At 66.7% G+C, this 26,583-nt stretch carries 24 protein-coding genes and 3 pseudogenes; 19 read left to right on the top strand and 8 right to left on the bottom strand.

Annotated elements, in window-relative coordinates; genetic code table 11:
- Nucleotides 1–45: 45 nt before the first annotated feature.
- Nucleotides 46–990: a diaminopimelate epimerase gene (gene dapF, locus OVA06_RS11080; protein ID WP_056083293.1), complete on the top strand. Its 945-nt coding sequence runs from the start codon at nucleotides 46–48 to the stop codon at nucleotides 988–990.
- Here the strand turns inward: dapF and OVA06_RS11075 are convergent.
- A complete protein-coding gene (locus OVA06_RS11075; protein ID WP_261619645.1) occupies nucleotides 962–1,585 on the bottom strand; it encodes a class I SAM-dependent methyltransferase in 624 nt (207 codons plus the stop codon). The genes dapF and OVA06_RS11075 overlap by 29 nt on opposite strands.
- 451 nt (nucleotides 1,586–2,036) lie before the next feature.
- Between OVA06_RS11075 and hflX the strand changes: the two genes are divergently transcribed.
- Together hflX and OVA06_RS11065 are read left to right on the top strand one after the other, a co-directional pair.
- Nucleotides 2,037–3,608 (top strand): GTPase HflX, encoded by a 1,572-nt coding sequence (gene hflX / locus OVA06_RS11070; RefSeq protein ID WP_268158283.1) that lies wholly within the window; start codon nucleotides 2,037–2,039, stop codon nucleotides 3,606–3,608.
- Entirely contained in the window at nucleotides 3,601–5,658 is a 2,058-nt protein-coding gene (locus OVA06_RS11065) for an ATP-dependent DNA helicase (protein WP_268158281.1), read from the top strand. Before hflX ends, OVA06_RS11065 begins: the two co-directional genes overlap by 8 nt.
- Before the next feature lie 96 nt (nucleotides 5,659–5,754).
- Here OVA06_RS11065 and lexA read toward each other — a convergent pair whose 3' ends face one another.
- Nucleotides 5,755–6,501 carry a transcriptional repressor LexA gene (lexA, locus tag OVA06_RS11060; protein ID WP_268158278.1) on the bottom strand — a complete coding sequence of 249 codons (747 nt, stop codon included), beginning with the start codon at nucleotides 6,499–6,501 and terminating at the stop codon, nucleotides 5,755–5,757.
- A 327-nt stretch (nucleotides 6,502–6,828) separates the two neighbouring features.
- On the opposite strand from lexA, the gene OVA06_RS11055 reads away from it, so the two are divergent.
- From OVA06_RS11055 to OVA06_RS11020, 8 genes and pseudogenes are all read left to right on the top strand, one after another.
- Nucleotides 6,829–7,278 carry a LysM peptidoglycan-binding domain-containing protein gene (locus OVA06_RS11055; protein WP_235501567.1) on the top strand — a complete coding sequence of 150 codons (450 nt, stop codon included), beginning with the start codon at nucleotides 6,829–6,831 and terminating at the stop codon, nucleotides 7,276–7,278.
- A gap of 136 nt (nucleotides 7,279–7,414) precedes the next feature.
- A pseudogene (locus tag OVA06_RS11050) lies at nucleotides 7,415–8,534 on the top strand (histidinol-phosphate transaminase).
- 60 nt (nucleotides 8,535–8,594) lie between these two features.
- Nucleotides 8,595–9,221, top strand: coding sequence for an imidazoleglycerol-phosphate dehydratase HisB (gene hisB, locus OVA06_RS11045; RefSeq protein ID WP_015936684.1), 627 nt, complete (start codon nucleotides 8,595–8,597; stop codon nucleotides 9,219–9,221).
- Nucleotides 9,218–9,967, top strand: coding sequence for an imidazole glycerol phosphate synthase subunit HisH (gene hisH, locus OVA06_RS11040; protein WP_056083274.1), 750 nt, complete (start codon nucleotides 9,218–9,220; stop codon nucleotides 9,965–9,967). Before hisB ends, hisH begins: the two co-directional genes overlap by 4 nt.
- A complete protein-coding gene (locus OVA06_RS11035) occupies nucleotides 9,968–10,126 on the top strand; it encodes a hypothetical protein (RefSeq protein WP_200937892.1) in 159 nt (52 codons plus the stop codon).
- 90 nt (nucleotides 10,127–10,216) lie between these two features.
- A complete protein-coding gene (gene priA / locus OVA06_RS11030) occupies nucleotides 10,217–10,963 on the top strand; it encodes a bifunctional 1-(5-phosphoribosyl)-5-((5-phosphoribosylamino)methylideneamino)imidazole-4-carboxamide isomerase/phosphoribosylanthranilate isomerase PriA (protein ID WP_268158272.1) in 747 nt (248 codons plus the stop codon).
- A gap of 19 nt (nucleotides 10,964–10,982) precedes the next feature.
- The gene (locus tag OVA06_RS11025; protein ID WP_268158269.1) at nucleotides 10,983–11,864 is read left to right on the top strand and encodes an SseB family protein; all 882 of its coding nucleotides are present in this window, start codon (nucleotides 10,983–10,985) and stop codon (nucleotides 11,862–11,864) included.
- Between the two features lie 55 nt (nucleotides 11,865–11,919).
- Nucleotides 11,920–13,213: pseudogene (locus OVA06_RS11020) on the top strand (MFS transporter).
- A gap of 164 nt (nucleotides 13,214–13,377) precedes the next feature.
- Here the strand turns inward: OVA06_RS11020 and OVA06_RS11015 are convergent.
- Nucleotides 13,378–13,776 carry a DUF1844 domain-containing protein gene (locus tag OVA06_RS11015; protein ID WP_268158267.1) on the bottom strand — a complete coding sequence of 133 codons (399 nt, stop codon included), beginning with the start codon at nucleotides 13,774–13,776 and terminating at the stop codon, nucleotides 13,378–13,380.
- A gap of 275 nt (nucleotides 13,777–14,051) precedes the next feature.
- Here OVA06_RS11015 and infC point away from each other — a divergent pair, with 275 nt between their 5' ends.
- The 4 genes from infC to OVA06_RS10995 all read left to right on the top strand — a co-directional run bounded on the left by infC (nucleotide 14,052) and on the right by OVA06_RS10995 (nucleotide 17,042).
- The gene (infC, locus tag OVA06_RS11010; protein WP_268158265.1) at nucleotides 14,052–15,188 is read left to right on the top strand and encodes a translation initiation factor IF-3; all 1,137 of its coding nucleotides are present in this window, start codon (nucleotides 14,052–14,054) and stop codon (nucleotides 15,186–15,188) included.
- A gap of 116 nt (nucleotides 15,189–15,304) precedes the next feature.
- Nucleotides 15,305–15,499, top strand: coding sequence for a 50S ribosomal protein L35 (gene rpmI, locus OVA06_RS11005; RefSeq protein WP_009358635.1), 195 nt, complete (start codon nucleotides 15,305–15,307; stop codon nucleotides 15,497–15,499).
- 119 nt (nucleotides 15,500–15,618) lie between these two features.
- The gene (rplT, locus tag OVA06_RS11000; RefSeq protein ID WP_056083259.1) at nucleotides 15,619–16,095 is read left to right on the top strand and encodes a 50S ribosomal protein L20; all 477 of its coding nucleotides are present in this window, start codon (nucleotides 15,619–15,621) and stop codon (nucleotides 16,093–16,095) included.
- A 53-nt stretch (nucleotides 16,096–16,148) separates the two neighbouring features.
- Nucleotides 16,149–17,042 carry a TrmH family RNA methyltransferase gene (locus OVA06_RS10995; RefSeq protein ID WP_268158263.1) on the top strand — a complete coding sequence of 298 codons (894 nt, stop codon included), beginning with the start codon at nucleotides 16,149–16,151 and terminating at the stop codon, nucleotides 17,040–17,042.
- A 102-nt stretch (nucleotides 17,043–17,144) separates the two neighbouring features.
- Here the strand turns inward: OVA06_RS10995 and OVA06_RS10990 are convergent, their stop codons facing one another.
- On the bottom strand, nucleotides 17,145–17,420 hold the full coding sequence (locus tag OVA06_RS10990) for a GlsB/YeaQ/YmgE family stress response membrane protein (protein ID WP_015936694.1): 276 nt from the start codon (nucleotides 17,418–17,420) through the stop codon (nucleotides 17,145–17,147).
- A gap of 193 nt (nucleotides 17,421–17,613) precedes the next feature.
- On the opposite strand from OVA06_RS10990, the gene OVA06_RS10985 reads away from it, so the two are divergent.
- Nucleotides 17,614–18,543 carry a cation diffusion facilitator family transporter gene (locus OVA06_RS10985; RefSeq protein ID WP_056083253.1) on the top strand — a complete coding sequence of 310 codons (930 nt, stop codon included), beginning with the start codon at nucleotides 17,614–17,616 and terminating at the stop codon, nucleotides 18,541–18,543.
- Nucleotides 18,544–18,585: 42 nt separating this feature from the next.
- Here OVA06_RS10985 and OVA06_RS10980 read toward each other — a convergent pair whose 3' ends face one another.
- Nucleotides 18,586–19,794, bottom strand: a complete 1,209-nt coding sequence (locus OVA06_RS10980) for an MFS transporter (RefSeq protein WP_268158260.1) — start codon at nucleotides 19,792–19,794, stop codon at nucleotides 18,586–18,588.
- Between the two features lie 168 nt (nucleotides 19,795–19,962).
- Here OVA06_RS10980 and OVA06_RS10975 point away from each other — a divergent pair.
- Nucleotides 19,963–20,334 (top strand): annotated as a pseudogene (locus OVA06_RS10975) (NUDIX domain-containing protein); the annotation flags it as partial.
- 73 nt (nucleotides 20,335–20,407) lie between these two features.
- Here the strand turns inward: OVA06_RS10975 and OVA06_RS10970 are convergent.
- From OVA06_RS10970 to OVA06_RS10960, 3 genes are read right to left on the bottom strand one after another with little or no spacing between them, the layout of a single operon-like run.
- Complete coding sequence (locus OVA06_RS10970) at nucleotides 20,408–21,514, bottom strand: Rv2578c family radical SAM protein (RefSeq protein WP_268158257.1); 1,107 nt, start codon at nucleotides 21,512–21,514, stop codon at nucleotides 20,408–20,410.
- A 48-nt stretch (nucleotides 21,515–21,562) separates the two neighbouring features.
- Nucleotides 21,563–22,228 carry an SIMPL domain-containing protein gene (locus OVA06_RS10965; protein WP_268158255.1) on the bottom strand — a complete coding sequence of 222 codons (666 nt, stop codon included), beginning with the start codon at nucleotides 22,226–22,228 and terminating at the stop codon, nucleotides 21,563–21,565.
- Nucleotides 22,225–22,740, bottom strand: a complete 516-nt coding sequence (locus OVA06_RS10960; protein ID WP_442793541.1) for a hypothetical protein — start codon at nucleotides 22,738–22,740, stop codon at nucleotides 22,225–22,227. Before OVA06_RS10960 ends, OVA06_RS10965 begins: the two co-directional genes overlap by 4 nt.
- Nucleotides 22,741–22,952: 212 nt before the next feature.
- Between OVA06_RS10960 and pheS the strand changes: the two genes are divergently transcribed.
- Both pheS and pheT read left to right on the top strand, forming a co-directional pair.
- Nucleotides 22,953–24,014, top strand: coding sequence for a phenylalanine--tRNA ligase subunit alpha (gene pheS, locus OVA06_RS10955; protein WP_056083242.1), 1,062 nt, complete (start codon nucleotides 22,953–22,955; stop codon nucleotides 24,012–24,014).
- A 2-nt stretch (nucleotides 24,015–24,016) separates the two neighbouring features.
- The gene (gene pheT, locus OVA06_RS10950) at nucleotides 24,017–26,560 is read left to right on the top strand and encodes a phenylalanine--tRNA ligase subunit beta (RefSeq protein ID WP_268158252.1); all 2,544 of its coding nucleotides are present in this window, start codon (nucleotides 24,017–24,019) and stop codon (nucleotides 26,558–26,560) included.
- The last annotated feature ends 23 nt before the right edge of the window (nucleotides 26,561–26,583 follow it).

Raw genomic sequence — 26,583 nt, 5'->3', positions numbered from 1 at the left:
CGTCCGGTTTCCAGTGCCATTGGGCCTGCCGGTAGGCTTGACGGCATGGACGCAACCCTGACAGAGACCACCGGAACCGCCTTTCAAACGCTGGCCGGGCTGCGCTTCTCCAAGGGGCACGGAACCGGTAACGACTTCGTCCTGGTGGCCGATCCGGAGGGTGCACACACCATTGAGGCCGGCCACGTGGCTGCCCTGTGCAACCGGCACCTTGGCATCGGCGGAGATGGCCTGATCCGGGCCGTGCCGTCACGGTTCCTTCCGGAGGGCCGCGAGATCCTCGCCGCCAACCCCGAGGCCGAGTGGTTCATGGACTACCGGAACGGCGACGGCTCGCTGTCCGAAATGTGCGGCAACGGCGTCCGTGTCTTTGTCCACTTCCTCCGTGCTGAAGGGCTGATCGATCTTCCGGTGGGCGGCGCCCTTGCCATTGGCACCCGCGGCGGCCTGAAGACTGTGGTGCGCACCGCCGACGGCTATGCCGTGGACATGGGACCGTGGGAGTTCATTTTTCCCGGTGAGGCCACAGCGAAAGCCATGGACTCACTGGTGACCGCCGAAGGCCTGGAGGTCCCGCGCCCGGCCCTGTCAGTCAGCATGGGCAACCCGCATACCGTGGTTGCCCTCGCCGAACTCGCGGAGCTTGAAGCAACCCGCCTCTACACCGCCCCGGCCGTGGAACCGGTCCCGGCCAACGGAACCAACGTCGAATTCGTAGTTCCGTCCGAGCCGCTGGTCCTCGATGGCATCGGATCCGTCACCATGCGGGTCCACGAACGCGGCGTGGGGGAGACGCAGTCCTGCGGCACGGGAGCCTGTGCCGCCGCCGTCGCAATCCGCCACTGGGCCGGTGCTGGAGCCCCGGACGCCTGGCGCGTGAACGTTCCAGGCGGAGTCGTCGGCGTTAAGTTCTTTGCAGGCGCCGGCGGCCACGAACATGTGGAGCTCAGCGGCCCTGCCGTCATTGTGGCGTCGGGGACGCTTTCCTGACTTTCAATACGCGGAACGATTTTGATGTCGACTCCCGCGTCACCGTGAAGGACCCGCCGAGTTCTGCCATCAGCCAGCGCTGAAGCGAGTCCGAGCCCAGGTTCTTCTGGACCACCAGGTAGGCAGTCCCTCCCGGGGCCAGCCGGGGCAGCCACAGCTTCAGCAGGGAATGCAGCTCATCCTTGCCGATCCGGATGGGCGGGTTCGACCAGATGGTGTCGAACCGCACCCCGGGATCCACGGCCTCCGGCGTGCTGGCTGCAACATTAGACAGGCCCAGCGCTGCGGCGTTCCCGTTGGTCAGGGCAATGCAGCGCTCGTTCACGTCCACGGCGTAGACCTGCGCATGAGGTGCCTTCAGCGCCATGGTCAGGGCGATGGGTCCCCAGCCGCAGCCGATATCCAGGAGGTTGCCGGTAGCTGCGGGTGCGGGAACCTCGGCCAGCAGAACGGCGGTTCCCTTATCGATTCCGTCCGGGCTGAAGATGCCGTTCGAGGTCTGCAGCGTCCGCGTTTCTCCGGCGAGTTCCACCGTCAGCGGTTTCCGGGTGAAGGGGCCGGCGGGCGATGCGCTGAAATAGTGTGCGGACTCCATAACTGGCCAGAGTAGTTCCCCTCGCAGCGTAATGGGAAACCGCGCCACGGCGCCTCTGTTAGTCTTGAGGGCATGTTCTTGATCTTCGAGTAGCCGGCACGGGCGTTTGCCCGTCCCGCTCCCTTGTCCGCGGTGTCCACTCCCGCCAGCGATTCTGCCCACAGCGACGCAGGCTTTCCGCCTTCCGCTTGTGCACCGGACCAAACTCCACCGTTTGCTCCGGACGCCGGACAACACTCGAAGCTTGATTCGTCTGTGCTTCCTGCCGTGATGCCGGTCCCAACCCCCTCCGCCGCCTTTCCTTCGCGGCGCCCACATTGCCGCGGCATCGTTGCCCGGCGGCCAGTACAGGAGACACTGCATGACCGCAGCCCCTCAGCCCAGCGCGAATACTTCACCACATTCCACCGAACGGCACTATTCTGGAAATGCCGAAACTTCAAAGGAGACCATGACCAGCCAGCCCAACACCGGATCCGATCCAGCAGCCCAGGATATGAGCCCTGCGGAAATCCAAGCTGTCATCGACCGGATCCTCGCCAAGGACGTACCGGCCAACTCCAGGACGTCCGGCGGTGCCGGCGACGCGAAGGCGGTCCTCGGCAAGGCCCAGGCCATCTCCCACCTGGACGATGAGCACTCTGAATACGACGGCGACCAGCAAGACCTCGAAGAGCGGCGCGCCCTGCGCCGCACGGCAGGGCTTTCCACCGAGCTCGAAGACGTCACCGAAGTCGAATACCGCCAGCTGCGGCTCGAGCGCGTAGTCCTTGCCGGACTTTGGTCCGAAGGCACCCTGGCCGACGCCGAGAACTCCCTGCGGGAACTCGCAGCCCTGGCCGAGACCGCCGGCTCCGAAGTGCTGGACGGCCTCGTGCAGCGCCGTGCCAAGCCGGACCCCGGCACGTTCCTGGGCTCGGGCAAGGCCCTGGAGCTCAAAGACATTGTCATGTCCACGGGAGCGGACACCGTGGTGGTCGACGCTGAGCTGGCCCCTTCCCAGCGACGTGGGCTGGAAGACATCGTCAAGGTCAAGGTCATCGACCGCACCGGGCTCATCCTGGACATCTTCGCGCAGCATGCGAAGAGCCGCGAAGGCAAGGCCCAGGTTGAGCTGGCGCAGCTCGAGTACCTGCTTCCGCGCCTGCGTGGCTGGGGCGACTCTATGTCCCGCCAGGCAGGCGGCCAGGTGGGCGGTGCCGCCGCCGGCATGGGCTCGCGTGGTCCCGGTGAAACGAAAATCGAACTGGACCGCCGCCGGATCCGCACCCGGATGGCCAAGCTGCGGCGCGAAATCGCCGCGATGAAGCCTGCCCGGGAAACGAAGCGCGCCAACCGCCGTCGTAATGAAGTGCCGTCCGTAGCGATTGCAGGCTACACGAACGCCGGAAAGTCATCCCTGCTCAACCGGTTGACCGATGCCGGGGTGCTGGTGGAGAACGCCCTGTTCGCCACGCTGGACCCCACCATCCGCAAGGCCGAGACCTCCGACGGCCTGGGCTACACCCTGGCCGACACCGTGGGCTTCGTCCGGTCCCTCCCCACCCAGCTGGTGGAGGCCTTCCGCTCCACCCTGGAGGAAGTGGCCGACTCGGACCTCATCCTGCATGTGGTGGATGTGTCCCACCCGGATCCTGAAGGCCAGATCGCCGCTGTGCGGAAGGTCTTCGGCGAGGTTGACGCCCGCAAGATCCCGGAGATCATCGTCCTGAACAAAGCCGACGCCGCAGATCCCTTCGTGGTGGAACGGCTGAAGCAGCGCGAACCGCGCCATGTAGTGGTTTCGGCGCGCACCGGCGAAGGCATCGCGGAACTGCTGAAGACCATCAGCGACTCGATTCCGCGCCCCGGGGTCAAACTGGAGCTCCTCATCCCGTACAACCGCGGCGACCTGATCAGCAAGCTCCACGACTCGGACGCGGAGATCATCAGCATGTCCCATGTCGAGGCCGGAACCCGGGCGGTGGTGAAGGTCCGTGAGGGCCTGGCCGCCGAACTGGAAACCTTTGCCGTCAATGCCTGAGGTTGTGGCAACGGAATCCAAGGAAACGGCCGGCGGGCAGCTCGTCATCGAGCTGCTCGACCGGGCCGTTTCCGCCATGGGCGGCCAAAGCCGCTCCGGGCAGCATGAGATGGCGCGGCAGGTGGCGCAGGCTATCGAGACCGGCAACCACCTGCTGGTGCAGGCCGGGACCGGTACCGGAAAGTCGCTGGCGTACCTGATCCCGCTGATCGCCCACGCACTTGAAAGCAACAAGCCGGCGCTGGTGTCCACGGCCACCCTTGCCCTGCAGACACAGATTGTGGGCAGGGACCTGCCCCGGCTCCTCAAAGCCATCACCCCGGCCCTCGACCGGCCAGTCAAGGTGGCGCTGGTCAAAGGCCGGTCCAATTACGTGTGCCGGCACAAGCTGGAAGGCGGGTTTCCCTCCGAGGAACCCTCCGAGGGGCAGCTCTTCTCCCTCGGTGAGGACACCAGCGTGCCGCACTTCGCCGCAGCCGCAGGCGGGCCGCAGTCCCAGCTCGGAAAGGAAGTGGTCCGGCTCCGGGAATGGGCGGAAAAGACGTCCACAGGAGACCGGGACGAGCTCCTGCCCGGCGTGACGGACCGTGCCTGGAAGCAGGTGTCCGTGACGTCCATGGAGTGCCTGGGCTCCCAGAAATGCCCCCTGGCCGAGGAGTGCTTCAGCGAGCTGGCCCGCCAGGACGCTGCCGAGGCCGACGTCGTGGTGACCAACCATGCCATGCTCGCGGTCAGCGCGTTCGAGGGACTCGCGGTGCTGCCGGAGTACGACGTTGTGGTGGTGGATGAGGCCCACGAGCTGCAGGACCGGGTCACCGGTGCAGTGTCCGGCCAGCTCTCCGTCGCCATGGTCCACGCTGCTGCCTCGGGTGCCCGCAAACACACAGCGATCACCGTGGACGCGCTCAACGCCGCCGCGGCGAACCTGGAGCTGGCCCTTGCCGGCGTCCCAAGTGGGCTGCTCCCCAGCGGACTGAACGACGAACAGCTCGACTGCGTGGACCAGCTGCGCGAGGCCTGCAGGGCGGCGCTGTCCGACTCCAAGGGAGACAGCAGCAACACGGCCGACGGCGGCAGGCAGCTTGCGCGTTCACGGCTGATGCTCATCCTTGAACTGTCCGAACGGCTTTTGGCGGCAAGGGAAAACCGCGAGGTCGTGTGGATCTCGCGCGCCGGAACCTTCGATCCCGGCCAGGGCTATTCCCAACCTGACGACAACGCTCCTGCGCTGGTCAATATCGCGCCGTTGTCTGTGGCCGGGAGGCTGCGTGAGGGGCTCTTCGCCGGGCACACAGTGGTCCTGACGTCCGCAACCCTGGCCATCGGTTCTGCCTTCGAGCCCGCCGCCGGGGGATTGGGCCTGGTGGGCGAAGGGGCGCCGGCGTGGACCGGGATCGACGTCGGCTCGCCGTTCGACTATCCCAAGCAGGGCATCCTGTACGTGGCCGGGCACCTGCCCAAGCCGGGCCGTGGCGCGTCACCGGAATCGCTGGCAGAGCTGGAGGCACTGATCAGCGCCTCGAACGGCGGGGCGCTGTGCCTGTTCTCCTCGCGGCGGGCAGCCGAGGAGGCGGCCGAAGCGCTCCGGCCCAAGCTGGGCATGACGGTCCTGTGCCAGGGCGACTCCACCATGACGGCCCTCGTCAAACAGTTCGCCGACGAACCGGACACGTGCCTGTTCGGCACCATGTCGCTCTGGCAGGGCGTTGACGTCCCAGGGGTTTCCTGCCGGCTGGTCGTCATCGACCGGATTCCCTTCCCCCGCCCGGACGACCCCCTCATGACGGCCCGCTCCCGGGCCGTGGCACAGGCAGGCGGCAACGGATTCATGTCCGTCTCGGCCACGCATGCCGCCATCCGGCTGGCCCAGGGCGCCGGCAGGCTGATCCGCTCCACCGGCGACAAAGGCGTGGTGGCCGTCCTCGATTCCCGCCTGGCCACGGAACGCTATGCCGGGTTCCTGCGCGGCGCCCTGCCGCCCTTCTGGGCGACGACGGACCGCACGACGGCGATCGCGGCCTTGGCGAGGCTGGCCGGGGAAACGCCCTAGGCAGCACCTGAAATGCATAAGGAAGGCGCCGTTCCGGGGAACGGCGCCTTCCTTATCGGCTGGACTGCTGCGGCTTGTTGCTGACGTGCGGTCCCGCTAGAGCGACCGGAGGACCGAAACCACTTTGCCCATGATGGTGGCATGGTCGCCAAGGATCGGTTCGTACTGCGTGTTCTGGGGCAGCAGCCACGTGTGACCGTCCCGCTGGCGGAATGTCTTGACCGTGGCTTCGTCGTCCAGGAGCGCTGCAACAATATCGCCGTTCGCGGCGTCGGCCTGGCGCCGGACCACCACCCAGTCGCCGTCACAGATGGCGGCGTCAACCATGGAATCACCGGCCACCCTGAGCATGAAGAGTTCGCCCTGGCCCACCAGTTGGCGGGGGAGCGGCATAACGTCTTCCACCACCTGGTCCGCAAGGATGGGGCCGCCGGCGGCGATGCGGCCGACGAGGGGCACCATGGCCGTGTCCAGCGCCGTGGGCAACTCCGTGACAGCCGCGATCCCCGGTGAGGCCGCCGCCTCTGGTTCCGCTGCCTGCCTGGCCGTCCTGCCGGTTGTACCGCCGTCGAGGGTCAGCGGCATCAGGACTTCCATGGCACGGGGCCGCTTCGGATCACGCCGGAGGTAGCCCAGCTTTTCCAGCTGGGAGAGCTGGTGGGTGACGCTGGAAAGGCTGGCCAGCCCTACGGTGTCCCCAATTTCGCGCATGGACGGCGGGTAACCGTTGACATTGACCGAACGCTGGATGGTCTCGAGGATTTTCTTCTGCCGCGGCGTCAAACCCTTGGCTGTCCTTTTCGGCTGCGAGGTCGCCCTGCCCCCGGTGGCTGCTGCTGCCATGTTCGCCGTTGCCTTTCGGTAGCCACCGGGCTTTCAACTGCACCGGACTGAGTGTTCACACCGTCAATGTCAGACCCTGCTGATCAACTTCAGGTGTGGATGTTCCTGCCTCAAACGTAGGTCAGCCACATTGCTTTTTCAAACATTTGTTCTAGCGAGTCTCGACATTATTCGTCCATAGGTGCTAAAACTGAACCAAGCAGTATTCGAATATGTGTTCTAACAAGGCAAGCAGCCGTTCGAACACGGAGCCGGTCAGGCAGCACCATCGGGCGGCACCAGCAGGCGACACCAACAGACGCAGCACGGTCCAGGAGGGCTAAGGTCATGTCAGCTACATCCGCTTTCAGGTCACACGGTTTCGATGTTCACGGCAACGGTGCCCGGGATCAGCAGGCGGCGCAGGAAGGCCGGGTGCCGGTCCAGCGGACGCCGGCCGGCGGACGCCGCGGCCAGGCGCCGCTGCCGCCCCTGCGCCTCACGCGGCGGGGCAAGGTGGTCCTGATCGGGATTCCACTGGTGCTGCTGGCGGCGCTCCTGCTGTCCCTGGCCGGATTCTTCAATTCCCCCGCCAAGGCCTCCGACTCCGCGGCGGACCTCACCGTGACCCCCACCGTCACAGTGACCGTGCAGCCGGGTGAGTCGCTGTGGGGGATCGCAGCCGACCTCGCGCCGGAGCGGGACGCCAGGGACGTTGTGGCAGATATTGTGCAGCTCAACAACCTGTCCGCCGGGAAGATTCTCCCGGGACAGCAGCTGTACATTCCCACGCGCTAGGAAAGGTGCCGGCAAGATTTCCCGGATGAATGAAGGTCCGCAAACAGCAGGTGCGTCGCCCGGAGCGCGCACCCCGCCCGGACCGGCGCAAACCGTCACATTTTCGGGCGACCGCACCTCCCACTAAACTGTTCAGGTGAATGACCAGCTTGAACGCCTGAACCGGCTTCCCCTCCGCAGTAACCTCCGGGGCCTCACGCCCTACGGTGCCCCGCAGCTGGATGTCCCCATCCTCCTCAACGTCAATGAGAACACCCATGGTGTCCCGGCCGGACGTCACTGCCGCCATCACGGCGGCTGTCGCGGAGGCTGCCGCCGGCCTTAACCGCTACCCGGACCGGGAGTTCACCGAGCTCCGCAAGGCCCTTGCCGAGTATCTGGGCCACGGCCTGGACGAGGCCAACGTGTGGGCAGCTAACGGCTCCAACGAGGTGCTCCAGCAGATCCTTCAGGCATTTGGCGGTCCGGGCCGCACGGCGCTGGGCTTCCCGCCCACGTACTCCATGTACCCGCTGCTGGCCAGCGGCACGGACACCGGATACATTAAGGGCCAGCGTGAGGACGGGTACGGCCTCAGCGCCGAATCGGCCGCCCGCCAGGTCCGGGAACTGAAGCCCAACATCGTCTTCCTGTGCTCGCCGAACAACCCCACCGGCACCGGCCTCGGGCTGGACGTGGTGGAAGCGGTCTACGAAGCCGGCGCCGAAAGCCAGGCCATCGTGATCGTGGACGAGGCCTACCACGAGTTTGCCCACGACGGCACGCCCAGCGCCCTGACGCTGCTGCCCGGGCGGGAGCGGCTGATCGTTTCCCGCACCATGAGCAAGGCGTTCGCGCTGGCCGGCGCCCGGCTGGGATACATGGCAGCCGCCCCGGAAGTGACCGACGCGCTGCGCCTGGTCCGGCTCCCGTACCACCTGTCGGCCATCACCCAGGCAATCGCCCTCGCGGCCCTGCAGCACCGCGAAGCCCTCATGGCGGACGTCGAGGACATCAAAAGGCAGCGCGACCGCATCGTGTCCGAACTGACCCGCATGGGCCTCAAGCCGGCGGCGTCCGACTCCAACTACGTGTTCTTCGGCGGACTGGAGAACCCGCACCGGGTCTGGCAGGAACTGCTGGACGCGGGTGTGCTGATCCGCGACGTCGGCATCCCGGGGCACCTGCGGGTCACTGCCGGCACTGAGACGGAAACCACAGCCTTCCTCACCTCCCTGGAAAGCATCCTTGCCAGCCAGCCGGCCCTTCCCGCCTAGACTTGAAGAACCGGCGCTGGACGCCCTGACCACCCTTCCTGCCACAAAGGACACCTGACCATGACTTCCACCGGATCGAACGCGGCCGCAGCCCGGACCGCACGTATGGAGCGTGCCACCAGCGAGTCGTCCGTGCTCGTGGAAATCAATCTTGACGGTACCGGCGTCTCGGACATCGACACTTCCGTGCCGTTCTACGACCACATGCTCACGGCACTGTGCAAGCACTCGCTGATCGACATGACGGTCAAGGCCACCGGGGACACCCACATCGACGTCCACCACACCGTGGAGGACGTCGCCATCACCTTCGGCGAGGTGCTGCGGACGGCCCTGGGCAACAAGGCGGGCATCCGCCGGTTCGGGGAAGCGACCGTACCGCTGGACGAGGCCCTGGCCAACGCCGTGGTGGACGTCTCGGGACGCCCCTACCTCGTGCACGGCGGCGAGCCCGCCGGCCAGGAATACCACCTGATCGGCGGCCACTTCACCGGCTCCCTGACCCGCCACGTCTTTGAAGCCATCACCCTGCACGCCGGTATCTGCCTGCACATGAACGTCATTGCCGGACGGGACCCCCACCACATTGTGGAAGCCCAGTTCAAGGCGTTCGCCCGTGCCCTCCGTGCAGCCGTCGAACCCGATCCGCGGGTTGAGGGCATCCCGTCCACCAAGGGTGCCCTGTGAGCGGCCAGATCCTGAAGGACGGTGCCATCATCGACCCGTCCGCGTCACGCAAGCCCGCATCCCCGGAAGGGAAGCCCACCGTCACGGTGCTCGACTACGGTTCCGGCAACGTCCGGTCCGCCGTGCGCGCCCTCGAGCGGGCCGGCGCGGAGGTCATCCTCAGCGCCAAGCCCGAAGATGTCCTGAACGCCGACGGCCTGGTGGTTCCCGGCGTCGGCGCCTTCGAGACGGTCATGCGCGAGCTCAAGGCCGTGGATGGCATCAGGCTCATCGGCCGCCGGGTGGCAGGCGGACGCCCCGTCCTGGGGATCTGCGTAGGCCTCCAGGTACTTTTCGAGGCCGGCGTCGAGCATGGCACCGAGGCTGAGGGCATCGGCGAATGGCCCGGAAAGGTCGAGCTGCTGCCGGCCGACGTCGTTCCGCACATGGGCTGGAACACCGTCAAGGTACCGGAGGGTTCAAAGCTCTTCGCCGGAGTGGAAGGCGAGCGGTTCTACTTCGTCCACTCCTACGGCGTGCAGGAATGGAACTTCGACGTCATCCAGCCGCTGATGGCCCCTCCGCTGGTGACGTGGTCCGAACACGGCGCGCCCTTTATTGCCGCCGTCGAGAACGGGCCGCTGTGCGCCACGCAGTTCCACCCGGAGAAGTCAGGCGATGCCGGTGCGCGGCTGCTGCGCAACTGGGTGGACGCGCTGCGCCGGCCTACAGAAACCAGCAGTGGCGACCCTGCCGGCGGCGCCTGAATGTGGTCCATCGTGCTGATGGGACTGGCCGGCCTGCTGGTGGGCGGTGCCCTGTCCTTCCGGCAGCAGCACAAGCCCCTGTGGACCCAGGTTTCGTTCTACGTCCTGGCAGCCATGTCCCTGCTCGCCGCCTACCTGCTGACCCTCCCGGGCAACTGACCGGCAACCTGGTAAACGGCTCCGGCCACTGACGCGCCCCGGCACTGTGCCGGCAGCCCGGCACCCCACCCAACAACACCAAGGATGAAGATGACCACCGCAAACGATCTGCCGGTACTTGAACTGCTGCCCGCCGTCGACGTCGTCAACGGCCAGGCCGTGCGGCTGGTCCAGGGCGAGGCCGGCAGTGAAACCAGCTACGGAACACCGCTGGAGGCTGCGCTGAACTGGCAGCAGCAGGGCGCCGAGTGGGTGCACCTCGTGGACCTGGACGCCGCCTTCGGCCGCGGTTCCAACGCCGAACTCCTCCGCGAGGTGGTGGGGCAGCTGGACATCAAGGTGGAACTCTCCGGCGGACTGCGGGACGACGAAACCCTCGAAGCCGCCCTTGGCCTCGGCGTCGCCCGGGTTAACCTCGGCACCGCCGCGCTGGAAAACCCGGAGTGGACCCGCCGGGCCATCGAGCGCTTCGGTGACAAAATCGCCGTCGGACTCGACGTGCGCGGGACCACCCTGGCCGGACGTGGCTGGACCAAAGAAGGCGGGGACCTCTGGGACGTCCTGGCCCGCCTCGAGGATGCAGGCTGCTCGCGCTACGTGGTCACCGACGTGACCAAGGACGGCACCCTGCAGGGGCCCAACGTTGAACTGCTGCGCCAGATGGTGGAGAAGACCGGCAAACCCGTCATCGCGTCCGGCGGCATCTCCAGCCTCGATGACCTCAAAGTCCTGCGCTCCCTGGTCCCGCTGGGCCTCGAAGGTGCCATCGTGGGCAAGGCCCTCTATGCCGGCGCCTTCACCCTTCCCGAAGCCCTCGACGTGGCCGGCCGCCGCTAGGCTGCCGGAACCCGACGCGATGGCCAGCAACGATTCAGGCGCCCCCGTTCCCCGCCACCTTCCCGGCCATATCGCCGCGGCGCTGGCAGGAGCCGGCGGCGCGACCGACTCCGCGGGCCAGCCCTGGGCGGGCCGCAGCCTCGCCGGCGACGACGCGAAGATCCACAATTTCGAGGACGACGACGGTACGGCCAACGCAGGCTACCGCGCCGCCGTCGCGGGCTTGCGTGGGGGAACCGGCGACGAAGCTGCCGTCGTGGCGTCCCTGGCGACGGCGCGGGTCTTCATCCCCATCGTGGCCCAGCTGGCGGAAGAAGCGGAGTCTGACCACGGCCTGCATGCCGACAAGCAGGCAGACATGGCGCTGGTAACGCTCAAAGCCGCCGACGGCAGGACCGCGCTGCCGGCCTTCACGTCAACGGAGGCCCTGAGCGCTTGGCACCCCGATGCCCGCCCGGTGGCTGTCTACGCGGCACGCGCTGCGCTGTCCGCCGTGGCGGAGGGTGCCGAACTCGTGGTCCTGGACCCGGGCGCAGATGTCACTTTCGTGGTTCGCCGGCCGGCCGTGTGGGCGCTGGCCCAGCAGCAGCCCTGGCTGCCCTCCTACGCCGACGAGGAACTGGCGGCCGAGATGGGTGCTGCCGCCGCTGCGTTCCCAACTGTCCGCCGGATCGAGCTCCTGCCGGGCAGGGGAGTGGCTGCCCGGGCAGCCGACGGGACCGTGTTGCCGGGTGGCGGCGCGGGGCCGGAACTGCAAGTGGTGCTCTACCTTGAAGACGGGTTGGACGCCTCAGGCGTGCAGCGCCTGGTGGCTGCGCTGCAGGCCGAGTGGTCCCGGAATGTATTGTTTGGGGAGCGGGTCGATTCGCTCGAGGTCAAGCTGCGGCGCGCCACAGGCTAGTTGTCAGGAGCGGGGCTGCCCCGGGTTCCTGAGGCATACGTAAGGAACCTTTTTCGTGAACTTCGCGCTGTACCGGGAGCTGCTGGCCGTCCGGCCTATCCGGAGGCTTTTGCTGGTGGGCATGGTTGCCCGCATTCCACATTCTGCGGCGGGCGTGCTGCTGACCCTGCACATCGTCCTCACCCTGGGCCAAGGATACGCCGCTGCCGGTGCTGCAGCCGCCGTGATGACGATCGGTATTGCTGTCGGGGCACCGTGGCGCGGGCGCCGGGTGGACACCGTCGGCCTCCGGCGTGCACTGGTCCCGTCCGTCATCTCCGAAGCGGTCATCTGGTCCATCGTTCCGCACGTGTCCTACCAGTGGCTCCTGCCGCTGGTGTTCGTCGGCGGCCTGTTGACCCTGCCCATCTTCAGCGTGGTGCGCCAGTCCCTGGGTGTCCTGGCCGACGGCAAGCAGAGGCGCACCGCTTTTGCCCTGGATGCCATCAGCACCGAGATGGTGTTCATGATCGGGCCCGCGGCCGGCGCCGTGGTGGCAACGAGCGGGCACACGACGGAGGGTCTCACGGTCGTGGGCCTGTCCACGTCCCTGGCCGGGCTGTTCCTGATCTGGTTCAACCCGCCCACCCGCAGCCCGGAACAAACCGCTGAATGCGTTGAGGACGAGCAGCACGCAGCAGAAATCGCCGTGGTCTCGGCTGCACCCGCCCACCTGCAGGAAGCCGCGGCGGACCTGCTGCCAGCCGGGGCGGAGCGTGCTGCCGGTGTCAGGGGCAGGGCGGCGCACAGCTTCGCCTGGTTTACACCTGCGGTGGGGGCGGTCTTTGCCGTCGCCGCGGGTGCCGGCATGGTTCTCAGCGGCAGTGACGTGGGCATCGTGGCGGCCCTGGAGATCGGCGGGCATCAAGGCGAGATCGGAATCGTGTTCCTGTTCTGGTGTGCGGCATCCGTGGTGGGCGGCCTGGTCTACGGCGCCATGCGCCGGCCTGTCCCGCCCATTCTGCTGCTGCTGGGCATGGCCGCGTTCACCATTCCCATGGGTTTCGCGTCCGGAACCTGGACACTCGCCCTGTTGTCCATCATGCCCGGGCTCCTGTGCGCCCCGGTGCTGTCTGCTGCTTCGGAGAAGGTGGCCGACCTTGTGTCCGAAGAGCGCCGCGGCGAAGCGATGGGTTGGTACGGTTCAAGCGCTGACCGCGGGGGTGGCGCTGGGTTCACCGCTGGCGGGTGTCTTCATTGACGGAACGGGACCCTCCGGCGGCTTCGTGTCCGTGGGGGTTGCCGGTGTCATCCTCTGCCTCGCGGGACTGCTCCTGCAGCAGCGCCGGCGGCGCCAGGTCAAGGCCTGACCGGACAACCCGGCTGAAGCCCTGGGGCGTGCAGGCCCGGCCCCACCACATCGAAGGCCCGCATACCTGCCCAACGTCCTGCGGCGCAGCTTCTTAAAGTGCGACGGCGGGACGACCCCTTGAAGGTCGCCCCGCCGTCGCGCGCTGCGTGGGGGAGTGCTGGGCTAGTTGACTGCGCCCGTGAACTTTTCGCCCGGACCCTTGCCTGGAGCATCCTGGATCAGCGACTCTTCACGGAACGCCAGCTGCAGGGAGCGGAGGCCGTCGCGCAAGGGACCTGCGTGCTGCGATCCGATTTCCGGGGCGGCGGCCGTCACCAACCCGGCCAGGGCGGTGATGAGTTTGCGGGCTTCGTCCAGGTCCTTCAGGTCGGCGGCGTTCTCTTCCGCGGCCAGGCCGAGCTTGACGGCGGCGGCGGACATCAAGTGGACGGCAGCGGTGGTGATGACCTCGACGGCCGGAACTTCAGAGATGTCCCGGACCTGCTGGGACACATCGGCGGAGTCGCCGGCGCTGTCCTGGGCAGGCTCGAAAACGTATGAATTACTGTCTGGGGTGCTCATACTGGTAAGCTTGACACAGACCGACTGAATGTCGTTATTTCAGAGATCGCCCTCACAGGCCAGGTTCCCACCAGTGCTATTCGGCGCTGACGGGAATTTTCTCTGTAGAATGGCATGCAGTTTGCAAGCGGAGTTCTCTCCCACCCGCGTCAGCCGTTGTTCCGTCAGGATTCTGTGGAACGCAAGGTTGCCGGGTACACGGTTGGGCATTGGTTCGGCAGTTCGCCGACCCAATGCATGCAGGCCCGTCCCGGGCCCGGCAGTACCAACCTGACATGAGGCCTTCGATTGCTCCGGCAATTGGGGGCCTTCTCTATTTGCCGGGATACAACAACAAAAACAGGAGCTTTAACATTAGCGAGCCAAGAATCAATGAGCGTATCCGCGTCCCCGAGGTGCGGCTGGTCGGCCCTGCAGGTGAACAGGTAGGAATCGTCCGTATTGAGGATGCCCTGCGTCTGGCTGCCGAGTCCGACCTTGATCTCGTTGAAGTTGCACCTCAGGCGAAGCCTCCGGTGTGCAAGCTGATGGACTTCGGCAAGTACAAGTACGAAGCCGCGGTCAAGGCACGCGAAGCCCGGAAGAACCAGACGAACACCGTTCTGAAGGAAATCCGCTTCCGCCTGAAGATCGACACCCACGACTACGAGACCAAGCGCGGGCACGCACTGCGCTTCCTCGGTGCCGGGGACAAGGTCAAGGCCATGATCCAGTTCCGCGGCCGTGAGCAGCAGCGTCCGGAGATGGGCATCCGCCTGCTCCAGCGCTTCGCAGATGACGTCGCTGAAGTTGGCGTGGTTGAGTCCAGCCCCCGCATTGACGGCCGCAACATGGTCATGGTGGTTGGTCCGCTGAAGAACAAGGCAGAAGCGAAGGCGGAGGCCCGCCGCGCCACCCAGCGCGCCGAAGCCAAGGCCGAGAATGAAGCCAAGGCCGCGGGCCGGGTAGACACGTCCGGCAAGGACGATGCTCCCTTGACCCAGTCACTGGCAGATCTGCTGCCCGAAGGCTTCACTCTTTCCACCGAGGCGGAAGCTCCGGTCGAGGCTGAGCAGGCAACTGCGGAAGCACCCGAAGAGGTTGTTGCCGAGGCTCCGGCCAAGGCTGCCGAAGCAGCGCCCAAGCAGGAGGCTCCGAAGCGGGAAGCGCCGAAGCAGGAGGGTCCCAAGCGGGAAGCGCCGAAGCAGGAGGCTCCCAAGCAGGAGGCTCCCAAGCAGGAGGCTCCCAAGCAGGAGGCTCCCAAGCAGGAAGCCCCCAAGGCTGCGGCCCCGGCGCCCAAGCCGGTGGCGGCTCCCAAGCCTGCAGCTGTCCCGGCTCCGCCGAAGCCGGTGGCCAGGCCCGCTGCACCGAAGCCGGCCGCACGTCCTGCCCCAAAGGCAGCACCTAAGCCGTCGGGTAAGAAGACCACTTAGTCCACAGCTGCCGACGGCTCCGGCCATCGGCAGACAGCAACCAGCAGGCCGCCCCCGGGCGGCTGCGCGATAGAGCTGCAGGCATAGCCTGCGGATACGTAAGGAGATCGGTTCCCATGCCGAAGATGAAGACCCACAGCGGTGCTAAGAAGCGCTTCAAGCTGACCGGCAGCGGCAAGCTGCGCCGCCAGCAGGCCAACCGCCGCCACTACCTCGAGCACAAGTCCTCCAGGCTGACCCGCCGCCTCGCCGGCGACAAGATCGTCTTTAAGGGCGACGCCAAGGTCATCCGGAAGATGCTCGGCATCTAATTTCCAAGTTTCCTGGCTGACTGCCGTCCGGTAGTCGGTCAATTGCCAAAAAGCCTTCTCAGGCCACCGGAACATCCGGTGACAGATGCTTGGGATCAGATTTTCGAAGGAGTACGCACGTGGCACGTGTGAAGAGGGCGGTCAACGCCCACAAGAAGCGCCGGGTTATCCTTGAACGCGCAAAGGGCTACCGTGGACAGCGTTCACGCCTGTACCGCAAGGCCAAAGAGCAGCTGCTGCACTCGTTTGTGTACAGCTACGGCGACCGCAAGAAGAAGAAGGGCGACTTCCGCCGCCTGTGGATCCAGCGCATCAACGCGGCTTCCCGCGCCAACGGCCTGACCTACAACCGCCTGATCCAGGGACTGAAGGCCGCTGAGGTCGAGGTTGACCGCCGCATGCTGGCTGAACTGGCCGTCTCCGACGCCAACGCCTTCGCTGCGCTGGTCAAGGTTGCCAAGGACTCGCTGCCTGCCGACACCTCCGCTCCCGCTGTCCAGGCCGAGGCTGCACCGGCCAAGAAGCCTGCTGCCAAGAAGGCCGCGGCCAAGAAGCCTGCTGCCAAGAAGGCCGCCGCTGACGAGGCTGCCGAGTAGTACCCCGAACGACGCGTTCAAGAACCGGCAGCGAGAGCTACTAAGGTTCTTATATGAACGAAACCGGGCGCCCGCAAGACTTTCCACTTTCCAATCCTCGAGCTGATCGGGTGAGGAAGGTGGCACAGCTTGCCGGGCGCCCGGCCCGTTTAAAACGCCGGGAGTTCCTGGCGGAGGGGCCGCAGGCCGTCCGCGAAGCCCTGGTGCTCCACCAAGAGAGGCTTGCCGCGGGGGAGCCCGGCATTGTCTATGAGGTTTACGCGAGCGAGTCCTGCCTGGACCGGCACCCCGACTTGGAAGCTCTCGCTGAGGGCACCACCGCCTACCTGGCCACTGATGAGGTTCTCGCCGCGATGGCGGACACGGTGACCCCGCAGGGCATTCTCGCGGTCTGCGGATTCCTCGACGTGACCCTCGACCAGGTGCTCGACGCCGGCCCGCAGCTCGTTGCAGTGCTCTGCCAGGTCCGCGACCCCGGCAACGCCGGCACCGTGCTCCGGGCCGCCGACGCGGCCGGCGCCGACGCCGTCATCCTGACTGCATCCAGCGTCGATATCTACAACCCCAAGGCCGTCCGCTCGACTGTGGGATCCCTCTTCCACCTGCCCGTGGTGCTGGGCGCAGAGATCGAGGAACTGGTGGCGCGGTGCAAGGAACGTGGTCTTGGGGTCCTTGCCGCGGACGGCCAGGGCCAGCTGAACCTCGATCAGCTGCAGGACCAGAGCACTGCCCGCCGTCTTGGGGCTGCCTCGACGGGTTCGGAGTACCCTCTTGAGAGTCCCACCGCCTGGCTGTTCGGCAACGAGGCGCAGGGGCTCTCCGCGGCAGAGCTTGAACTGGCTGACCACCGCGTGGCCGTGCCCGTCTACGGAGCCGCCGAGAGCCTGAACCTGGGAACGGCTGCCACCGTCTGCCTGTACGCGAGTGCCAGGTCCCAGCGCAACTGACGCCAGTTGCCTCGGAACAAGGTCGTAAAGCCTCCGGACAAAAGTAAAGGCCCCGGAAGATCCGGGGCCCTGGACAGCGGCAGATTCCGCTAACGGTGCCTTCTAGGGTGCGCGGGTTGCCTTGCCCCGGCCAGTGATTGCTCCGTAGATGCCGGCGACCACCAAGCCGCCAACAATAGCGAGAATCCAGGTGCCGAGGTCGAAGAAGCCAAGATCGCCCCGGTTGAACAGGAGGCTGCCAATCCAGCCGCCTACGATGGCGCCCACCACACCCAGAACCAGGCTGGTGACCCAACCGCCGCCGACCCTGCCGGGCATGACGGCTTTAACAATGGCCCCAACGATGAGGCCGAGAATAATCCAAGCAAGAAAACCCATGTTTCCTCCTCATATATTCACGGGCACGTGATGGTCCCGATGAGGCTCAAGCTAACATAACGGGCCCGTAAAGTCAGCAGGTGCAGGCCTTGTGCCTGCTGCATGCGGGGGAGCACCGTGGGTACGGTATGCATGGCCGGAAAACGAAGCCGGACCGGTGATGCGACTATCCCGAACCCTGGAGGGGACTACCGTGGCTGCACATGGCGGAAACAAGGCGATCATTGCGGCACTGGCCGCCAACCTGTCCATCGCGGCTTTGAAGTTCGTCGCCTACTTCCTGACCAGGTCATCATCAATGCTTGCCGAGGCGATCCACTCCGTCGCCGATTCCGGAAACCAGCTCCTCCTGCTGGTGGGCGGCAAGAAGTCGCAGCGTGCCGCCAGTCCCCAGCACCCCTTCGGGTACGGACGTGAGCGCTATATCTACGCCTTCATCGTCTCCATAGTGCTGTTCAGCGTCGGGGGACTCTTCGCCCTCTTTGAGGCCTGGGAAAAGTTCCGCGATCCGCACGCGATCGAAGGGGACTTCTGGTGGGTTCCGCTGGCCGTCCTGGTGGGTGCCATCCTTGCCGAGGGCTTTTCCTTCCGGACGGCGATCCGCGAATCCAACCGTTCCCGCGGCTCGCAGTCCTGGGTGAAGTTCGTCCGCAGCGCCAAGCAGCCGGAGTTGCCGGTGATCCTCCTCGAGGATTTCGGCGCACTGCTGGGACTGGCGTTCGCACTGATCGGCGTCGGAATGACGATCCTGACCGGCAACGGACTGTGGGATGCCGCGGGAACGGCCATGATCGGCCTGCTGCTGGTTGCCATCGCTGTTGTGCTTGCGCTGGAAACCAAGTCACTGCTCGTGGGGGAGTCCGCCACGCGGCAGGACGTCGAAAGGATCACGGCTGCCATCGAGTCCGACGGCGGCCGGCTGATCCACCTCAAGACGCTGCATCTTGGACCGGAAGAACTTCTGGTGGCGGCCAAGATAGCCGTCAGCAGGTCCTCCACGGGGGAGCAGATCGCCACGGCGATCGACGCCACGGAGGAAAGGATCCGGACCGCTGTTCCCATAGCGCGCGTGATCTACCTGGAGCCTGACCTGCAGCGGACGTCCGCGCTGGAAGACCGCTAGCTCCGCGGGCTTACCGGCTGCTGCGCCTGCCGGAACCTGGGTTCAGGCCGTCAGCGGCTTCCGGCGTTCCAACACACCACTGAGGACGGCGACGCCGAAGCCCAGGACCGCCAGGACAGCACCTACCAGCGCGGGCGCCACATAGCCCCACCCGAGGGCGATGACGAGGCCGCCGAGGAAGGCGCCCAGGGCATTGGCGACATTCAGCGCCGCGTGGTTCAGCGACGATGCCAGCGACGGGGCATCGGGGGAGGCATCCAGCAGCCGGGTCTGCAGTGCGGGGATCAGCATGGACCCGGAGGCGCCCACCACAAAAACCATGAGCAGTGCCGACCACGGCCAGTGCACCGCCACGGCGTAGACCACGAGGGCAACTGCGATGACGGGCAGAACCTTGTACAGGGTTCCCATCACCGACTTGTCGGCGAGCCTTCCGCCCACCAAGTTGCCTGCCACCATGCCCAGGCCGTACAGGGCCACCACCAGGGGAATCAGCGACGACGGGATCCCCGCCACCGTGGTCATGGTGTGGGCGATGTAGGTGTAGGTAGCGAAGAAGCCGCCAAACCCCACCACGCCGATGAGGATGGCCAGCCACACCTGAAGCCGCTTCAAAGCGCCGAGCTCACGCCTGATGCTCGCATCAGGGTGGGCAGCCTGGAAGGGTACAAAGCGCCAGACCATTGCCAGGGTCAGCAGCCCGATGAAACCGACCAGGACGAAAAGCAGCCGCCAGCCGTAAGTCTGCCCGAGCCAGGTGGCGAACGGCACGCCCACCACGTTGGAGATGCTCAGTCCGGCCATCACCATCGAAATCGCCCAGCCCCGGCGGGTGGGCGGAACGAGGGACGCGGCGATGACCGCCGCAACACCGAAGAACGCGCCGTGCGGAAGGCCGGCGGCGAAGCGCGACACCAGCATGGTGCCGTAGTCGGGAGCCACGAACGATGCCAGGTTTGCCACCGTAAAGAACAGCAGCAGGCCCAGGGCGAGCTGTTTGCGAGGCAGCCGCGCACCAACAGCAGCCAGCAGCGGTGCTCCCACCACCACACCCAGGGCGTAGGCGGAAATCAGATGGCCGGCCTCCGGCGTGCTGATGCCCAGGCCCTGCTCCACCTCTTTCAGCAGTCCCATCATGGTGAACTCGGTAACACCGATGCCGACGCCGCCCATGGCCAGCGAAAGAATCGCCAGCGCCAGGTTGCGGGACGTCAGTGGGCCCGCCGTGGACGTTTGGGTGGCGCTGCTCATAAGCCTGCTTTCCGAAGTGGATTGCTGATGGAAGAAACACATGCCACGACGGTGGGGCTGCACGGCCCGGATGAACCACGGGCCCGGATTTGGTCAACTGCTTCCCGGGGACGGATATTCCCCGGGAAGCACGGCCGGTGTTCCCATTGTCCCCCATAGACTGGAGCGGTGACTGAACTGATACAGGTGGTGGGCGGTGCGGTGGTGGACCGGCTGGCCCGGCCGTCCATGCTGCTGGTGGCCAGGCGCAATGCGCCCGAAAAATTGGCCGGCCTGTGGGAGTTCCCCGGTGGCAAGGTGGAGCCCGGGGAGGAACCCCAGGCCGCTCTCCGGCGGGAGTTGCTGGAGGAGCTCGGCGTCGTTGTCCGCCTGGGGGCGGAGCTTCCTGCTGACGGACCCGGCGGCTGGCCGCTAAGTGACCGTGCCGCCATGCGCGTCTGGTCTGCAGAGGTTACCGCCGGTGAGCCCCGTCCGCTGGAGGACCATGACCAGTTGCGCTGGCTTCCCCTCGACGACCCGGATGCCGTCCTGGCGTTGCCGTGAATACCGGCGGACTTCCCGATTGTCCGTGCATTGCTCGCTTCCCTGGCAGTTCCGGCCGACGGGCGCTGAACTAGAAGAGGGCCTGCTGAGCGCCCTCAGCTCCACCGTGCGGGGCGGAAGGGCCTGCACCGTGCCCCTGCCGTGCTTCGGGGATGATGCCTGTGGGATATTCGGCTTCCTCATCGCGGGGATCAAGGTCCCGGTGGCTGAACCCGGACGAGAAGGCAAAGCCGTGTCGTGCCTTGAAGTAGCGCACCTTGCCCGCCAGCCAGGTTCTGTACTCCTGGGACGCGTACGAGCCTGACCCGTACAGGCGGCGGTAGCGGCCAGCCAGCTCCGGATGGTTGGCGGCGATCCACTTCATGAACCATTCCCGGGTGCCGGGTTTGAGGTACAGGGCGCCCGCGCTGACGCCGGTTGCGCCGGCTGCGGCCAGGGAAGCGAAAAGGGCGTCCAGGGCTTCGTCGCTGTCAGAGAGCCACGGCAGGATGGGCATCGCCATGACGCCGCACGGAAGACCCGCTTCCCGGAGCCTGGACACGAGCTTGAGCCGTGCCCGCGGCCCCGGCGTTCCCGGTTCTATGGCCTCGGAAAGGGCCTCGTCCGTCATGGCCAGTGAAATGCCCAGGCCTACAGGGACCTGTGCTGCCGCGCTCTTCAGCAACGGTATGTCCCGCGCCAGCAGCGTTCCCTTGGTCAGGATGGACAGGGGAGTGCCGGAGTCAGCCAGCGCGGCAATGATGCCGGGCATCAGCCGGTACCTGCCTTCCGCACGCTGGTAGGGGTCGGTGTTGGTTCCCAGTGCCACCTGCGGCCGAGTCCAGGAAGGCTTGGCCAACTCCTTGCGCAGGACTTCGGCCGCGTTGACCTTGACCACCACCTGGCTGTCGAAGTCCAGGCCGGCGTCAAAATCGAGGTAGGTGTGGCTCTTGCGGGCAAAGCAGTAGACACAGGCATGGCTGCAGCCGCGGTAGGGATTCACGGTCCACTCAAACGGCATCTTTGAACCGGCCGGCACCCTGTTCAGCACGGATTTTGCGGTGACCTCGTGGAAGGTGATGCCCGCGAACTCCGGCGTGGTGACGGAACGGACCAAGCCGGCAAGCGGAAGTAGTGCGGGGGTGGCAGCAGAACCGTCCCCGGGTGCCTGCAGCAGTGCCTGCGCGTCCCATCTCATGCCTTCATTCGAAAACATGTTCGAATGAATGTCAAGGTGGCCGGCCTGTTACTGCCCGGCTCTGAGCTCCCACACCACGGTGACGGCCGCTTCCACCCGGCTTTCCCCGGGCTCCACGGACACGCTTTCGGCCGCGGCCATGCGCTGGATCCCCGCCACGGGAACGGGGCCCTGCCCCGCGGGGAGCTCGGACACGGACAGGACGCTGCCCAGCGTGGCAGAGGCAAGGGCGGCGTACTGTGCGGCAGCGGCCCTGGCGTCCTCCCATGCGGCCGCGCGGGCACGCTCTTTCACCGCGGACGGATCGGAGAGTGAGAAGGTCAGGCCGTTGAGCCGGACATCATTGCCACCGGCAGCAGTGGCGTCGGCGATCATCCGCGAAGCGGCCGCCACGTCCCGCAGTTGCACAGCAAGGGTGCTGGCAGCGACGTACCCCGCGACCCGCTGGCCTTCGCCCTCCCGCCACACGAGATCTGCCCTGACGTTCAGCCCGGCCGTCCGCAGGTCCGCTGCGGCAACGCGATGCCCACGGAAGGCTGCTGTGACGGCCGCCAGTGCGCTCCCTGCAGCAGAGTAGGCAGCCTCGACGGAGTCGCGGCGGCATTCCACGCCGATGGAAACAACTGCCACATCCGGGGCAGCGTCCGCCCAGCCTGACCCGGTGACGGTCACGCTGCCATCACGCATGGGTGCGGGGGTCTCTGCCGGCGTCACGACCAGGCCCGCTTTCCGTGCGCCGGATAGCCGCCGGCCAGCAGGCCTGCCCGCCGCTCAAAGATGTTGCCCGTCCCCGGGTTGCCGGTCCGCAGCATCGACCACCCCGCGGCCAGCAGGTATAGCGGGATGAAGGGAAGGCCCAGGCAGCAGGCGTATTGGGAGCAGTGCTTCTCCTCGTGCCCCAGCAGCTCGGGCCGGTCCAGCATGGCTTCGGCCGGGCAGCGGCACAGCACCACGTTGCCGAGGGTGAAGGCCCCGGCAACCGGCAACGGCCACCCATAACCGGCGGCCAGGACCAGGCCGCGCGGACCGCGCTGCAGGCGGGTACGGGCAGCCCCGGCCACGGCCAGGCCCAACAGCGTGCTGCCGTTAGCCAGGTTGGCCGCCTGCCTGGCCCGCTGGCCGGCTGTCAGGGAGTGCCGGTGCAAGGGGTGGCCGCGCAGGAACCGGCGCCGCAAGTTTTGCAGGCGCAGGTACCGCACGCGTCCGGGGCGCTGCCGCAATGTCATGAGGACATGGTAGCCGGAGCGTTCTACTAGACTGGAGGGCAGTGGCTGCCGGTTTTCCGGCTGGCCCTGCCCTGGTCATTGAATGCACCGGATTGCTGAACTGAATCCGCGGGCATTCATCCATGACCTGCCAGTGACGGACGCGCCGCCGGGAAACCGTGCAGGCTACCCTGTTCGCCGGCAGCCAACGAACTCGTAGCTAAGAACAGTAGATGACTGAAACTTTGCCGGGCGATGCCATCCCGAACCCCACGGATGAAGCCGCCATCAACGCCGCTGTAGACCAGGCCGTCACCGCCATCGCTGGTGCGGCCACCCTTGACGAGCTGAAGGCGGTGAGGCTTGCGCATACGGGGGAGAAGTCCCCGCTCAGCCTGGCCAACCGTGAAATCGGCAGGCTCCCCAAGGACCAGAAGGCGCTCGCCGGGAAGCTGATGGGCGCGTCCCGCGGCCGGGTCAACAAGGCGCTCGCCGACCGTACCGCGGTGCTGGAAGCCGAGAACGACGCCCGGATCCTCCTCGAAGAGACCGTGGACGTCACCGCCGCGCCCCGCCGTCGTCGTGCCGGCGCCCGGCACCCGCTGTCCACCCTGCAGGACCGCGTTTCGGACATTTTCGTGGGCATGGGCTGGGAAATCGCAGAAGGCCCGGAGGTGGAATCGGAATGGTTCAACTTCGACGCCCTGAACTTCAAGCCGGACCACCCGGCACGGGAAATGCAGGACACGTTCTTCGTGGAGCCGCCCGAGGCGCACCTCCTCATGCGCACGCACACGTCCCCGGTCCAGGTCCGTTCCATGCTGGAACGCGATCTGCCCATCTACGTCCTGTGCCCGGGCAAGGTGTTCCGCACCGATGAACTCGACGCCACGCACACCCCGGTGTTCCACCAGTTCGAGGGCCTGGCCATCGACAAGGGACTGTCCATGGCAGACCTGCTCGGCACCCTGGAGCACTTCACCCGGCAGATGTTCGGCGACGAAGCGAAGGTCAGGCTGCGGCCCAACTACTTCCCGTTCACCGAGCCGTCCGCGGAGCTGGACATCTTCCACCCGGGCGCCAAGGGCGGTCCGCGCTGGATCGAGTGGGGCGGCTGCGGCATGGTCAACCCCAACGTCCTCCGCGCTGCCGGCATCGACCCCGATGTCTATTCAGGTTTTGCCTTCGGCATGGGCATCGAGCGTGCCCTCATGTTCCGCAACGAGGTCAGCGACATGCGCGACATGATCGAAGGCGATGTACGTTTCAGCGAGCACTTCGGGATGGAGATCTAACAGTGCGTATCCCACTTTCCTGGCTGCGTGAATTCGCAGAGGTACCGGCCGGCGCCACGGCCGAAGACGTCATGGAAGAACTGGTCAAGGTCGGCTTCGAGGAAGAAGACGTCCACCGTCCCACCGATGCCCTGCAGGGGCCGGTGGTGGTGGGCCAGGTCCTGAGCCTGGTCAAGGAACCGCAGACCAACGGCAAGACCATCAACTGGTGCCAGGTCCGCGTGGTTCCCGAAGGCGCGGAGCAGACCCTGACCGGAGAGGGCATCGACCCTTCCGGAGTCCAGGGCATCATCTGCGGCGCCCACAACTTCGTGGAAGGCGACAAGGTCGTGGTCACGCTCCCGGGCGCCGTCCTGCCGGGTGACTTCCGCATCTCCGCCCGCAAGACGTACGGACACCTCTCCGCCGGCATGATCGCCTCCGTCCGTGAGCTGGGCATCGGCGAGGACCACGACGGCATCCTGGTCCTCTCCCGCATCGGCCTTGATCCGGAAATCGGCACCGACGCGATGGAACTGCTGGGCCTCTACGACCAGGCAGCCGAAATCAACGTCACCCCGGACCGCGGCTACGCCTTCTCCATCCGCGGCGCGGCCCGCGAGTACGCGCACGCCACGGGAACCACTTTCACGGACCCCGCCAGCAAGGTACAGGCGCCTGAGGTGCTGTCCGGCGGCTATGGCGTCAAGCTCAACGACGACGCCCCCATCTATGGCAAGCCCGGCTGCGACCGCTTCGTGGCGCGCACCGTCCGTGGCGTGGACCCCAGCCGCCCCACCCCGCCCTGGATGGCGTCCCGCCTGCGCCTCGCCGGCATCCGCTCCATCTCCCTGCCCGTGGACATTTCCAACTACGTCATGCTCGAACTGGGCCAGCCCACGCACTGCTACGACCTGGACAGGCTGTCCGGGGACATCGTGGTGCGGCGCGCTGCCGCGGGTGAGAAGATCACCACGCTCGATGACAAGGAACGCACCCTCGACGCGGAGGACCTGCTCATCACCGACAACTCCGGGGCCATCGGCATCGCCGGCGTCATGGGCGGCGCGGCAACCGAGGTGGGCGATACGACGTCGAACATCCTGGTTGAGGCGGCCCACTTCGATGAGGTGTCCATCAGCCGTTCCCGCCGCCGGCACAAGCTGCCGTCCGAAGCGTCCAAGCGCTTCGAGCGTGGCGTCGACTGGCACGTGGCCGGCATCGCCGCCCAGCGCGTCGTGGACCTCCTGGTGGAACTGGCCGGTGGCACAGCGGACGAAGCCGGAACCGACGTCGGGACCGCACCGGAAACGGTCACCATCGAGCTTCCCGCAGCGTTCGCGGCCGCCCGGATCGGCATCGACTTCACGGAAGAGCAGATCGTTACCGCCCTGGAGGACCTCGGCGCCGCCGTGGAAAAGCACGACGCCGGCTGGACTGTCACAGCGCCGAGCTGGCGGCATGACCTCGAGACCAAGGAAGACCTGTCCGAGGAAATCGCGCGGCTGGTGGGCTACGACAAGATTCCCGCCACGCTGCCGGTCGCTCCTCCGGGGCGTGGCCTGACGCGCCTGCAGCAGCAGCGCCGTCGGCTCATCCAGGCACTGGCGGACGCCGGGCTCACCGAGGTGCTGTCCTACCCGTTCGTCTCCAAGGCGGCCAATGACACGTTCGGGGTTGCGGAACAGGGTGCCGCCCGGCCCGCGCTCAAGCTGGCCAACCCCATCAGCGAGGAGCAGGGCTTCCTGCGCACCTCCGTCCTGCCGGGCCTGATCGAGGTGGCCAAGCGGAACCACTCCCGCGGTTTCCGCGACCTCGCCATCTTCGAATCCGGGCAGGTGTTCCTGCCCGGTGATACCGCGGGAACCGAATCGATTCCGCCGCTGGGCGCCAAACCCGCCGACGAGGTGCTGGATGCGCTGTACGACGGCGTCCCGGACCAGCCCTTCCACGTCGCCGCGGTCCTGACCGGGCATGATTCCCCGGCCGCCGCAGCGCACGCCCCCCGGCTGTGGGACTGGGCGGACGCCCTGGACATTGCCCGCCTCGCCGGGGACGTCCTGGGGGTGGACCTCGTGGCCAGCCAAGGCAGCCACCAGGCATTCCACCCGGGCCGCGCCGCACGCTTGTCGCTGCGGACGGGCGAGACCGTGGGTTACGCCGGCGAGCTTCACCCCAAGCTGCTGGCAGCCACTGACATGCCGGCCCGCTCGGTGGCGCTGGAAATCAACGCCGACGCCCTGTTCGACGCGGCCCCGGACGTGATTGTGGCCCGTCACATTTCCACGTTCCCGCTGGCAACCCAGGACGTGGCGCTGGTGGTACCCGCCGATGTGCCCGCGGACGACGTCCTCGCCGTACTCCGCGAAGGCGCCGGCGAACTGCTGGAGGACGTCGCCCTGTTCGACGTGTACGCCGGCAAGGGCATCGAAGACGGCAAGAAGTCACTGGCGTTCGGCCTGCGGTTCCGCGCCGCGGACCGCACCCTGACGGCTGACGAAGCGTCCGCCGCACGCGAGGGCGCCGTGGCACTGGCTGCGGAGCGATTCGGGGCAGTCCAGCGCTAGCCGCTGGTCCGGCTGGCAATACA

The sequence above is a fragment of the Pseudarthrobacter sp. SL88 genome, assembly GCF_026672455.1.
GTDB lineage: Bacteria > Actinomycetota > Actinomycetes > Actinomycetales > Micrococcaceae > Arthrobacter.
This window is presented reverse-complemented; position numbering and strand designations above follow the sequence as displayed.